Annotated in this window: 12 protein-coding genes and 4 tRNA genes; 2 read left to right on the forward strand and 14 right to left on the reverse strand. The window is 62.9% G+C overall.

Going from position 1 to position 12,174, the window contains the following annotated elements; all coding sequences use genetic code 11:
• Positions 1-78: 78 nt before the first annotated feature.
• From rplJ to hisN, 14 genes are all read right to left on the reverse strand, one after another.
• Positions 79-603: a 50S ribosomal protein L10 gene (gene rplJ / locus AXYL_RS32025; protein ID WP_013397032.1), complete on the reverse strand. Its 525-nt coding sequence runs from the start codon at positions 601-603 to the stop codon at positions 79-81.
• Between the two features lie 249 nt (positions 604-852).
• The gene (gene rplA, locus AXYL_RS32030; protein ID WP_013397033.1) at positions 853-1,551 is read right to left on the reverse strand and encodes a 50S ribosomal protein L1; all 699 of its coding nucleotides are present in this window, start codon (positions 1,549-1,551) and stop codon (positions 853-855) included.
• A 2-nt stretch (positions 1,552-1,553) separates the two neighbouring features.
• Positions 1,554-1,985, reverse strand: a complete 432-nt coding sequence (gene rplK / locus AXYL_RS32035) for a 50S ribosomal protein L11 (protein ID WP_006389587.1) — start codon at positions 1,983-1,985, stop codon at positions 1,554-1,556.
• A 66-nt stretch (positions 1,986-2,051) separates the two neighbouring features.
• Positions 2,052-2,585, reverse strand: coding sequence for a transcription termination/antitermination protein NusG (gene nusG, locus AXYL_RS32040; protein ID WP_006389586.1), 534 nt, complete (start codon positions 2,583-2,585; stop codon positions 2,052-2,054).
• Positions 2,586-2,594: 9 nt separating this feature from the next.
• The gene (gene secE / locus AXYL_RS32045; protein ID WP_013397034.1) at positions 2,595-2,975 is read right to left on the reverse strand and encodes a preprotein translocase subunit SecE; all 381 of its coding nucleotides are present in this window, start codon (positions 2,973-2,975) and stop codon (positions 2,595-2,597) included.
• A gap of 64 nt (positions 2,976-3,039) precedes the next feature.
• Positions 3,040-3,115 (reverse strand) — tRNA-Trp (locus AXYL_RS32050).
• Between the two features lie 164 nt (positions 3,116-3,279).
• Positions 3,280-4,470 carry an elongation factor Tu gene (gene tuf, locus AXYL_RS32055; protein ID WP_013397021.1) on the reverse strand — a complete coding sequence of 397 codons (1,191 nt, stop codon included), beginning with the start codon at positions 4,468-4,470 and terminating at the stop codon, positions 3,280-3,282.
• Between the two features lie 55 nt (positions 4,471-4,525).
• A tRNA-Thr gene (locus AXYL_RS32060) sits at positions 4,526-4,600 on the reverse strand.
• A gap of 12 nt (positions 4,601-4,612) precedes the next feature.
• A tRNA-Gly gene (locus AXYL_RS32065) sits at positions 4,613-4,686 on the reverse strand.
• Between the two features lie 147 nt (positions 4,687-4,833).
• A tRNA-Tyr gene (locus AXYL_RS32070) sits at positions 4,834-4,920 on the reverse strand.
• A 113-nt stretch (positions 4,921-5,033) separates the two neighbouring features.
• Positions 5,034-6,197, reverse strand: coding sequence for an iron-containing alcohol dehydrogenase (locus AXYL_RS32075; protein WP_013397035.1), 1,164 nt, complete (start codon positions 6,195-6,197; stop codon positions 5,034-5,036).
• 24 nt (positions 6,198-6,221) lie between these two features.
• Complete coding sequence (locus AXYL_RS32080) at positions 6,222-7,610, reverse strand: aldehyde dehydrogenase family protein (protein ID WP_013397036.1); 1,389 nt, start codon at positions 7,608-7,610, stop codon at positions 6,222-6,224.
• Between the two features lie 31 nt (positions 7,611-7,641).
• Positions 7,642-9,027, reverse strand: coding sequence for a glutamine synthetase family protein (locus AXYL_RS32085; RefSeq protein WP_013397037.1), 1,386 nt, complete (start codon positions 9,025-9,027; stop codon positions 7,642-7,644).
• A gap of 57 nt (positions 9,028-9,084) precedes the next feature.
• A complete protein-coding gene (gene hisN / locus AXYL_RS32090; RefSeq protein ID WP_013397038.1) occupies positions 9,085-9,891 on the reverse strand; it encodes a histidinol-phosphatase in 807 nt (268 codons plus the stop codon).
• Positions 9,892-10,085: 194 nt separating this feature from the next.
• Here hisN and AXYL_RS32095 point away from each other — a divergent pair, with 194 nt between their 5' ends.
• Complete coding sequence (locus AXYL_RS32095) at positions 10,086-11,093, forward strand: ABC transporter substrate-binding protein (RefSeq protein WP_013397039.1); 1,008 nt, start codon at positions 10,086-10,088, stop codon at positions 11,091-11,093.
• Between the two features lie 49 nt (positions 11,094-11,142).
• A complete protein-coding gene (locus AXYL_RS32100) occupies positions 11,143-12,150 on the forward strand; it encodes an ABC transporter ATP-binding protein (RefSeq protein ID WP_013397040.1) in 1,008 nt (335 codons plus the stop codon).
• Positions 12,151-12,174: the final 24 nt, after the last annotated feature.

The raw sequence follows: 12,174 nt of genomic DNA on the forward strand, positions 1-12,174 counted from the left end.
TCAGAACTCCAAATAATTTGGTAATGCCAGGGTTTGGGTGTCGCTCGGTCGTTCAGCGAATTCCGGACAGCAGGGCGATTAGGCCGCTGCCTTCTGGTCGCGCACAGCCGCGAGGCCACGGGCGAACTTGGTCGGAACTTCGTTGAGCGTACGCACGAATTGCGCGATGGGGGCTTGCATGGTGCCCAGCAGTTTCGACAGCAACTCTTCGCGCGAGGGCATGGTGGCCAGGGCCTTCACGCCGTCTTGGTTCAGCAGGCTGTTGGGCAGAGCGCCCGCCTTGATGACCAGCTTGTCGTTGCTTTTCGCGAAACCTGCGAGGACCTTGGCCGCCGAAACCGGATCAGCGCTGATGCCATAGATCAGCGGACCGGTCAGTTGCTCAGCCAACGGCTCGAAAGCCGTGCCGGCAACAGCACGACGGGCCAGCGAGTTCTTCAGAACACGCAGATACACGCCCGATTCACGCGCAGTTTTGCGCAGTACGGTGACAGAGGCGACGTCCAGACCACGGTACTCAGCGATAACAATCGATTGGGCCTTGGCGACTTCCGCCGAGACTTCCTCGATTACCACCGCTTTCTCTTGACGATTGAGACTCACGGTTTGAACACTCCATCAAAAGACGCCTGGGGCCTGAGCCTTGCGCGTCAACCGAATGCGGCGCCTGGTCGAGTTCTTCGTGTAAAGAAATCTTCCTGGGGACGCCGTCTACGCTGGATCCGAACCTTGCGGGCTTCGGGATTAAGCGGAGTGGCCCGGTACTGCTTGAACCACCCTGCTCCAGCGGTCTTTGACAGCAACATCCGGAGGAATCCGGATGCAGCCCAAAGTACGTTTACTGCTATCGGCTTAGTTGGCCGACAGCGAGGCAATTTCCACGCGCGCACCGCCGCCCATCGTGGACGAAACGGCCAGCTTGCGCAGGTAAATGCCCTTGGCAGCTGCGGGACGAGCCTTTTGCAGGGCGTCGACCAGAGCGGCCAGGTTGGTTTGCAGCTGTTCCACGCCGAACGACGCGCGGCCGATCGTTGCGTGGATGATGCCAGCCTTGTCGGTACGGTACTGAACCTGACCGGCCTTGGCGTTCTTGACAGCGGTGGCGACGTCCGGGGTCACGGTGCCGACCTTCGGGTTCGGCATCAGGCCACGGGGGCCCAGGATCTGACCCAGGGCGCCCACGACACGCATCGTGTCGGGCGAGGCGATGACCACGTCGAAGTCCATTTGACCGGCCTTGATCTGGTCAGCCAGGTCGTCCAGGCCGACGATGTCGGCGCCAGCGGCCTTGGCGGCTTCAGCCTTGTCGCCTTGGGCGAACACGGCGACGCGGACCGACTTGCCGGTGCCGGCGGGCAGAACGACCGAGCCGCGGACCAGTTGGTCCGACTTCTTCGGGTCGATGCCGAGCTGCACGGCCACGTCAATGGATTCATTGAACTTGGCGACGGCGGTTTCCTTGACCAGGGTCAGGGCTTCAGCGACCGGGTACATCTTGGTACGGTCGATCTTCTGCGCAATGGCGGCGGCGCGCTTGGACAGTTTTGCCATGATTAGATCCCCTCAACCGTGATGCCCATGCTGCGGGCGCTGCCAGCGATCGTACGCACGGCGGCGTCCAGATCAGCGGCGGTCAGATCGGGGCCCTTGGCCTTGGCGATCTCTTCAGCTTGAGCGCGGGTCAGCGTGCCGACCTTGTCGGTATGCGGCTTGGACGAACCCTTTTGCACGCCGGCGGCCTTCTTGATGAGGACCGTCGCGGGCGGGGTCTTCATGATGAAGGTGAAGCTCTTGTCCGCGAAGGCGGTGATCACCACGGGAATCGGCAGACCAGGCTCCATGCCTTGGGTCTTGGCGTTGAACGCCTTGCAGAATTCCATGATGTTCAGGCCACGCTGACCCAGGGCCGGGCCAATCGGGGGGGAGGGGTTAGCCTTACCAGCCGGCACTTGCAGCTTGATAAAGCCGACGATCTTCTTCGCCATGCTTTGCTCCTTGCGGGTTATATCGCTCCTGGGCACTGAGGCCTGGGAGCTCCCCGGGGGTTGAAATTAGGTCTTTTCGACCTGACTGAAATCGAGTTCGACGGGCGTGGCGCGACCAAAAATGGTGACGGACACACGCACCTTGCTCTTTTCGTAGTTGACTTCTTCGACGTTGCCGTTGAAGTCCGCAAACGGACCTTCCTTGACCCGAACCATCTCGCCCACTTCGAACAGGATCTTGGGGCGGGGTTTCTCGACACCCTCTTCCATCTGGGAGAGGATCTTCTCGACTTCCTTTTCGGAAATCGGGGTCGGACGGTTGCCCGAGCCACCCAAAAAGCCGGTGACGCGGTTGGTGTTCTTGACCAGGTGCCACGTTTCGTCGGTCAGGTCCATTTCAACCAGGACATAACCGGGGAAAATGCGGCGCTCGGTGATCGACTTCTGGCCACCCTTGACCTCGACGACTTCCTCGGAGGGCACAAGAATGCGGCCAAACGACGTTTGCAGGCCCGCGCGCTCGATGCGCTCGTTCAGGGCCTTGTGTACGCTTTTTTCCATGCCGGAGTACACATGGACGACATACCAACGCTTACTCATTCGCCGTCCTTATTTCCAGCCCAACAGCAGGCCGTAGAGAATCCATTCGATGCCCTTGTCGAGCACCCACATGAAAAGGCCCATGACCGCCACAAACGCGAAAACGATACCCGTCATCTGGGTCGTTTCCTTGCGCGTGGGCCACGAGACACGCTTGACTTCGTTGTAGGACTCGCTGGCGAAGCTCAGGGTGCGGCGGCCGGGTTCGCTGAACCAGGCGATCACGGCTGCGATCACGAGACCGCCGACGAAAACGCCGACACGAGCAGGCATCGGTTGCGCGCTCAGCACGGAGAACCCGACGATGCCAGCAATAACGACAAGAACCGCCAGCCCGAGCTTGACCCGGTCGGCGGTACTGGTTACGGTTTCTACGCTGGTATTAGACATATTGCGACGCGAGCCGCCGTGAATGCGTAACTCGCGATGATCTCCCGCGGGTTTATCCTGGCGGTGGCAGGGGCAGTAGGAATCGAACCTACAACCTTCGGTTTTGGAGACCGACGCTCTGCCAATTGAGCTATGCCCCTAAAACACTACTGGCTTGCACTACATTCACTGACTTTCCGGACCCGTCGCTCAAGATAGCCTTGAGCTATCCGACGCAAATGATCGCGGAGCCAAACATCATAACACTTTTACGGCAAAAATGGGTAGAGGGACTTTTCGTCCGCTCTACCCATCCGGGTATTGCTTACTTCAGGATCTTGGCGACGACGCCGGCGCCGACGGTACGACCGCCTTCACGGATGGCGAAACGCAGGCCTTCTTCCATGGCGATCGGAGCCAACAGCTTGACCGTCATGGCCACGTTGTCGCCCGGCAGAACCATTTCCTTGTCGGCCGGCAGTTCGATCGTGCCCGTCACGTCCGTCGTGCGGAAGTAGAACTGGGGACGATAGCCCTGGAAGAACGGAGTGTGACGGCCGCCTTCTTCCTTGGACAGGATGTACACCTCGGACGTGAAGTCCGTGTGCGGGGTGATCGAGCCCGGCTTGGCCAGCACTTGGCCGCGCTGGACGTCTTCACGCTTGGTGCCGCGCAGCAGGATGCCCACGTTGTCGCCCGCTTGACCTTGGTCCAGCAGCTTGCGGAACATTTCCACGCCGGTGCAAGTCGTCTTGACCGTCGGAACGATACCGACGATTTCGATTTCTTCGCCGACCTTGACGATGCCGCGCTCGATACGGCCGGTCACCACGGTGCCGCGACCCGAGATCGAGAACACGTCTTCAACCGGCATCAGGAACGTGCCGTCCACGGCGCGCTCGGGCGTCGGGATGTACGAATCCAGTGCTGCGGCCAGAGCCATGATGGCTTGCTCGCCCAGTTCGCCCTTGTCGCCTTCCAGCGCCAGCTTGGCCGAACCCTTCACGATCGGCGTGTCGTCGCCCGGGAAGTCGTACTTCGACAGCAGTTCGCGAACTTCCATTTCCACCAGCTCGAGCAGCTCGGCGTCGTCAACCATGTCAGCCTTGTTCAGGAAGACGATGATGTACGGCACGCCAACCTGGCGCGACAGCAGGATGTGTTCGCGGGTCTGCGGCATCGGGCCGTCAGCGGCCGACACCACCAGGATCGCGCCGTCCATTTGCGCCGCGCCCGTGATCATGTTCTTCACGTAGTCAGCGTGGCCCGGGCAGTCAACGTGCGCGTAGTGACGCGCTTCCGTTTCGTACTCGACGTGTGCCGTGTTGATCGTGATGCCGCGAGCCTTTTCTTCAGGAGTCGCATCGATCTGGTCGTAGCCCTTGGCTTCGCCACCGAACTTGTTCGACAGAACGGTCGTGATAGCGGCCGTCAACGTCGTTTTGCCGTGGTCAACGTGACCAATCGTACCCACGTTCACGTGCGGCTTGGTACGTTCAAACTTGCCTTTTGCCATGCTGACTCCTGACCTGGATTGCGCTTCAGACTGAAGAAAAGAACTTCGAAATTTGTGGTGCCCATGGCGCGGATCGAACGCGCGACCTCTCCCTTACCAAGGGAGTGCTCTACCACTGAGCCACATGGGCATTTAAAAATCTTGGAGCGGGTGAAGGGAATCGAACCCTCGTCGTAAGCTTGGAAGGCTTCTGCTCTACCATTGAGCTACACCCGCGGCATACCCTTTCACCTTCTCTTTCCCAAACCTTTTCAATCCAAAGCCCTGGAAAACGTTGCAGCCTTCTTTGCGAAGGTCGTTCGGCTTTCCGGGCCTTACATTTTAAATCCAGGCCAACCGCGCCTGGATTTGGGTATGGGTCTCTGGTGGAGGAGGTTGGATTCGAACCAACGTAGGCGCAAGGCCAACAGATTTACAGTCTGCCCCCTTTAACCACTCGGGCACTCCTCCAGCGGAGAATTCGAGATTATGAACACTTTCAAATCCGCTGTCAAACGCTTCGGACGAAATATTCAAAATCCTTCTTCAACCCCCGCTGCGTTTCCGCGCAGAGGGGGCGAAGCTTACAGGTTTCCGCGAATTGCTGCACGGAAAAGATCGGAATACTGCTCTGGCGTGTAGTTGACGGGGTTGCCGCCGGCCGAGGGATCCTCGGCCGCCATGCGCCCGACCCGCTCCGCCTGGGCATCGTCGATGCCAATTTCCGCCAGGGTGTGGGGAATGCCGAGCGTCTCGCGCAGGCTCAGCACCCAATCCAGCACCGCTCCCGGGCCAGGATCGGGCAGGCCCAGGTAACGCGCCAACGCTTCCAGGCGCGGCGCCACCGCATGCTGGTTGGCTTTCAGCACATAGGGCATGAGGATTGCGTTGAGCGTGCCGTGATGCGCGTCGTACAACGCGCCCAGCGGATGCGCCAGCGCATGCATGGCGCCCAGCCCGCGCTGGAAAGCCGTCGCGCCCATGCTGGAAGCCACCAGCATTTGCAGCCGCGCCTGCAGGTCCCCGCCATCGGCCACCGCCTGCGGCAGATATTCCTTCACCAGACGCATGCCTTCGATCGCGATGCCAGCCGCCATGGGATGGAAGAATGGCGAACAGTAGGCCTCCAGATTGTGCGACAGCGCGTCCATGCCGGTTGCCGCCGTGATCTTCGGCGGCAAGCCGACTGTCAGTTCCGGGTCCAGGATCACGACGGAGGGCAGCATGCGCGCATGGAAAATGATGCGCTTGACCTCGGCGGCCTCGTCGGTGATGACGGACGCGCGCCCTACCTCCGAACCCGTGCCCGCGGTGGTCGGCACCGCCACCACTGGCGCCATGCCTGCCACATCGACCCGCAGGTAGTTATCGCCGATGTCCTCGAAGTCCCACAAGGGCCGCGTCTGTCCCGCCATCAGTGCGATTGCCTTGGCAGCGTCCAGCGCGGAACCTCCGCCGAATGCAATCACGCCATCGTGGCTGCCTTGTTTGTATGCGCGCACGCCATCGTCGACGTTGCGGCCCGTGGGGTTGCCTTTTATTTCGTGGAACAGGCCGCACTCCAGGCCCGCGTCACCGCATGCGCGCAGCACGTCCGCGACCATGGGCAAGGCGGCCAGCCCGGGATCCGTCACCAACAACGGACGCGTCATGCCAAGCCCGCGGCACAGTTCCGGCAGTTCCCTGATGCGGCCGGGGCCGGCCTTGATGGCGGTGGGATAGTTCCAATTTACGCAGGGCAGAGTCATGGCTGGTTTCCTGATGGCGTCCTGTCAGACGCTGCGCAGATGAAAGGATTTGGCTTGCGTCAGTTGTTCGTAGCCGACCGCAGACAAGGACACGCCGCGGCCGGAGTTCTTCACGCCGGTCCACGCCAGCGCGGGATCCAGATAGTCGCAGCGGTTCATGAAGAACGTTCCGGTGCGAACCTGTCCGCCGATATGCAACGCGGCCTCCTGATCCTGAGTGAAGACCGCCGCCGTCAGCCCATAAGGACTGTCGTTCATCAGGCCGATGGCTTCCTCATCACTGTCCACCGGCATGATTCCGACCGCAGGCCCAAAGCATTCGTCGTTCATGATGCGCATGCGGTGATCGACCTGTGTCAGCAACGCTGGCGCAACATAAGGCGAGCCTATGCTCGCTTCCTTGAAATGCGAGCTATCAATCATATTTCTGGCGCCGGCCGACACCGCTTCATCGATTATTCCGCGTATCTCGGCGGCGGCCTTCGCACGCACTACGGGACCCAACGTGGTATCGGCGTGCAGCGGATTCCCCAGGACATAGCTGCGCGTCAGTTCGGCGGCGCGCTCGACGAATTCGTCGTACCGCGCACGCGCCACGTAGATGCGCTGGATGCCGCAGCAGGACTGGCCCGAATTGAAGAACGCGCCGTCCACCAGGGTTTCGACCGCGTGATCGATCTTCGCGTCTGCCCGCACATAGGCCGGATCATTGCCGCCGAGTTCCAGGCCTACGCCTATGAAACGCCCCGCCGCGCGCTCTTCCACGGCATGCCCGCCGCGCACGGAGCCGGTGAACGAGACGTAGCCGATCTCCGGCGCGCGGATCAGCCGGTGCACGATGTCGTGGTTGGCATGCAAATACTGAAAAACGCCCTTGGGCGCCCCGGCCTCGCGGAACGCTCGGTCGATAAGTTCGGCGCACAAGGGCGTCTGGTCGGAATGCTTGAGGATGACGGTGTTGCCCGCCATCAGCGCGGGCACGATGCTGTTCACCGCCGTCAACAGAGGGTAGTTCCATGGCGCTATCGTCAACGCTACGCCTATCGGTTCGCGGCTGATGAAGCGAGTGAAGCCGGTTTGTTCCGGAACCTGGATCGGCGCCAGCGCCTCGCCAGCGATCGCGATCATGTGGCGCGCGCGCGCCTCGAAGCCCGCCACCTCGCCCGGCGTGTAGCGCAACGGCCGCCCCATCTGGATGGTAATGGCGCGCGCGACCTCTTCCTTCGCGGCGACGAAGCGATCGACTGCCGCCGACACGATGCGTCCCCGCCCCTCCACGCCCAGCGCCTGCCACGCGGCTTGCGCGGCTTGGGCGTCGGCAAGCGCCTGCGCGATCTGCGCCACGCTGGCATAGGGACGGCGCACAACCTCGCGCCCGTCGATGGGACTGATGGTAATGAGTTCCTGAGTCATATCTGCCCTGCGCAAGCGGTTTGGTTTGGATTCAGATGATTTCGAAGTAGCGCGCCAGTTCCCAGTCGGTCACGTGGCGCCGGAACTGCCGTTCTTCCCATTCGCGCGTGGCCGCATAGTGCTCGACGAAGGCGTCGCCGAACAGATGGCGCGCGGCTTCGGATTCGCGCAGCCGCTGCGCGGCTTCCCACAAGGTGGTGGGCAGGCGCAGATGCGCTGGAAACTGCTGCGTGTAGGCATTGCCTTGCACCATGGGTTCGGGCGTCAACCCTTGTTCGATGCCATATAGCCCCGAAGCCAGGGCGGCGGACAAGGCCAGATAGGGATTGGCGTCGGCCGATCCGATGCGCACCTCGACGCGCTGCGACTTGTCGCTGCCCGGAATCAGCCGCAACGCGGTGGTGCGGTTCTCCATGCCCCAGGTGGCGTCCAGCGGCGCCCAATATCCGGGCACCAGGCGCGAATAGCTGTTGATGGTTTGCGCGTACAGGGCCATGAACTCCGGCAGATAGCGCTGCACGCCAGCCATGAAGGAGGCTTGCGTTGCGCTCATGCCATGCGGCCGCGATTCGTCGTAGAAGACAGAGCGGTTGGTTTTGTGGTCGCGCAGCGACAGATGGATGTGGCCGCTTTGGCCCGGATGATCGTGCGACCACTTTGCCATGAAGGTCGCCATCAGCCCGTTCTGCTGCGCCAGCGCCTTGGTGAAGGTCTTGAACAGAAAGGCCTTGTCGCCCGCGGCAGCTGCCAGGTCCACCGCCAGGGCCGCTTCCAGCACGCCGGGTCCCGTCTCGGTGTGCAGCCCCTCGATAGGCATGTCCATGCGTTCGCACATGTCCAGCAGCTTGCGGTAGAAGTCGCCTTCGACGGTGCTGCGCAGCACTGAGTAGCCGAAATTTCCTGGGGTCCAGTTCTCCATGTTGCGATAGTTCTTGGCGCGCACGGAGTGCGGCGTCTCGCGGAACATGAAGAATTCGTACTCGAGCGCGGCGTAGACGTCGTAGCCCATGCCCGCGGCGCGGTCCAGGGTGCGGTGCAGCAGCCGCCGCGGACAGATGGCGCCGGCGTCGCCCTCGAATTCCGCCAGGAACAGCAGCATGTCTTCGCCGCCCGGCCCCTGTTCCAGCGGCAGCCGGCGGCCGCTTTGCGGGATGATCCTGAGCTTGGCATCGGGATAGGCCGTGTGCCACCCGGTGTACTTGGTGTTGTCGTAGAGCTGGTCGTCCAGATCCCAGCCGAACACCACGTCGCAGAACGCCAGCCCCGAACGCAGCGCGCCCAGGAATTTGTCGCGCCGCAAGTATTTTCCCAGCATGACGCCGTCGACGTCGGACAAGCCTACCTTGATGTGCGAGAGCTGGCTGGCTTGCACCAGCCGCTCTGCGTCTTCCACCGTTGCTACCCCTAGTGCATGCATGCTCTTTCACCTTGTGGCTGAAGCGTTGCGTTGAACTGCGGGCGGGCGACGCGGCGTTCAGGTCATGGCCGCCCCCAGCACCCGCATCGCCTGGCGATGCAGTTGCGGCGTGGCGGCCGCGACGACGCGGCCCTGCGATTCGAGGCTGAGCGGCTGCCCCGACCAATCGGTAATGACGCCGCCAGCCCCTTCGATCACGGGCATCAGCGCCAGATAGTCATACGGCTGCAGGCCGGACTCGACCACCAGGTCGACGTGCCCGCTGGCCAGCAGGCCGTAGCTATAGCAATCGCCGCCGTAGCGGCGCATGCGCGCGGCCTGCGTCAGCGCCTCGAAAGCGGCCAGTTCCGCGCCGACAAAGATGTCGGGAGAGGTGGCGTACAAAATGGCCTGCCGCAGCTCGGCACAGGCGCTGGTGCGGCAGGCAACGCCGTTCAGCTGCGCGGCTGCACCGGCCGCGCCGATCCAGCGTTCGTCCAGCATGGGGATGTCGATCACGCCCAGCACGGACTTGCCCCGGTGCAGCAGCGCCAGCAAGGTGCCCCACAGCGGGTTGCCGGAAATGAAGGCGCGCGTGCCGTCGATGGGATCGAGCGACCACACGAACTCGGCTTCGGCATGCGAGGCGCCGAACTCTTCGCCGAAGATGCCGTGGTCGGGGTAGTGCTGGGCAATGGCCTCGCGCAAGGTGGCCTCGACCTCCCTGTCCGCCTGCGTGACGGGGCTTGCGTCGGCCTTGGTGTCGACGTCCAGCGGGTGCCGGAACCATTTGCGCGACAAGGGGCGCACACGGTCCGCCAGCGTCTGGGCGAACGAGGAGTACGCGGCCAGCTGCTGCGCGGATAACGGCGGTGAAGTTTGCATCGATGAGCTCCAGGCGTGGCGCGGGAGGATGCGCCTACGCCAAAAAAACCCTTGAATACAGGTTTTTCCAGTCTAGACACGTTGCCACAAATTTGCAAACATACATAAAACTGCAACCTGCCGGATGGGTTGCAGAAGACTGCCCGCCTACGTAGCTCGCCACCGTTGCCGTGTATTCCAACCGGAGTCCCATCATGCAATGTATGAAGAAGCTTGGCCTTGTGGTTGCAGTAATTTCCCTAGGTTGGACGCAGGCCCATGCCGGCGCCATCACCGTCTACACCGCCCTCGAAGAAGACGAGATCGCGGCCTACCTGAAGGCCGCCAACGCCGCCATGCCCGATGTAAAGGTCAATGTGCTGCGGCTGTCCACCGGCGACCTGGGCGCCCGCCTGATCGCCGAGGCCTCCAACCCACAGCAGGACGTGATCTGGGGCTTCGCCGTCAGCAACATGCTGGACCCGCGCCTGCAGAACCTGCTCGAGCCGTACGCGGCCAAGGGCATGGACGCCCTGCCCGCCCAGTACAAGGGCGCCGACCAGAAGTGGTTCGCGGCCACCGGCTATGTCGCCGCATTCTGTGTCAACACGGACAGGCTCAAGTCCAAGAACCTGCCCATGCCCACGTCCTGGGAAGACCTGACCAAGCCGGTCTACAAGGGCGAAATCGTTATCCCCAGCCCCGCGGCCTCCGGCACCGGCTATCTGCAGATCGTCGCGCTGCTGCAGGGCATGGGCAAGGAAAAGGGTTGGGCGCTGCTCAAGGACCTGGACAAGAACGTGGCGCAATACACGCCGTCCGGCTCGCGTCCCTGCAAAATGGCGCGTGCCGGCGAGTACGCCATCGGCGTGTCCTTCGCCTTCCCCGCCATGCAGTCCATCGAGGAAGGCTTTCCCATCAAGATGGTGATTCCGTCCAAATGGGTGGGCTACGAGCTGGAAGCCTCGGGCCTGATGAAGACGGCCAAGAATCCCGCCGACGCCAAGCGCTTCCTCGACTGGACGCTGTCGGCACAAGCGGGCGGCCTGTACAGCAAGTACAAGGAACTGGTGACCATCCCCGGCGCCACGCCCAACAAGGCCGCCGAGGCCGCGGGCCTGCCCAAGGACCTGACCGCCGTGCTGTATCCCGTGGACTTCCCCAAGTCAGCCGCGGAACGGGACGCCACCATCAAGACCTGGCAGGAAACCATCAAGCGTTGATGGGCCGGCGGCCGGTGGCAAGCCGGCCGCCGCCTGTCCTGGAGACGCCATGTATCTGGAATTGCGCGGGATACGCAAGACGTTCGATGCGTCGGTAGCGCTGCAAGACATCGACCTGTCCGTGGGCGAGCATGAATTCGTCTGCCTGCTCGGCCCCAGCGGCTGTGGCAAAACCACTTTGCTGCGCATCGTGGCGGGCCTGCTGCCATTCGACCGCGGCACCATCACGCTGGGCGGACGCGACCTGAGCGCGCTGCCCGCGCGCAAGCGCGGCTTCGGCATCGTGTTCCAGTCGTATTCCCTGTTCCCCAACATGACCGTGGCGGAAAACGTGGGCTACGGCCTGCGCATCCGCGGCGAGCCGCGCGAACGCACCGCCATGCGTGTCAAAGAGCTGCTAGCGCTGATCAAACTGCCCGACTATGCCGAACGCTACCCGCACCAGCTGTCGGGAGGCCAGCAGCAGCGCGTGGCGCTGGCGCGCGCGCTGGCGGTGGATCCGGCGCTGATCCTGCTGGACGAGCCGCTCTCCGCGCTGGATGCGCGCGTGCGCACCGACATGCGCGCCGAAATCCACGAGGTGCAGCGACGCCTGAAGATCCCCACCGTGATGGTGACGCACGATCAGGAGGAGGCGCTGACGCTGGCCGACAAGATCGTCTGCATGAACGATGGCCGCATCGAACAGGTGGGCTCGCCTTCCGATCTGTATCTGCGGCCGCGCACGCGCTTCGTGGCGAACTTCGTGGGGCTGAGCAATCTGCTGCCCACCGACTGGGTGCGCGAAGCCATGCCCCAGCTGCTGTCCACGCGGCCCGAGGGCGCCAGCGAACGCTACGAGGCCTGCCTGCGGCCGGAAAGCCTGCGCATCGCCGCGGATGAGCAAGGCCCGGGTCGTGTGCAGGACATGACCTTCATGGGCAATCTCACCCGCTTGCGGGTCGCCTGGCAGGGGCGCGAACTTCTGGTGGAACAGCATGGCGCCGCCGGCCTGTCGCGCGGCGCGCCCGTGCGCCTGGACATGGAGCCGGGTCAATGCGCCTGGGTCAGCGTATGACGCATCACATCGCGCAAACCGGAG

It is taken from the genome of Achromobacter xylosoxidans A8 (assembly GCF_000165835.1).
GTDB lineage: Bacteria > Pseudomonadota > Gammaproteobacteria > Burkholderiales > Burkholderiaceae_B > Achromobacter > Achromobacter xylosoxidans_B.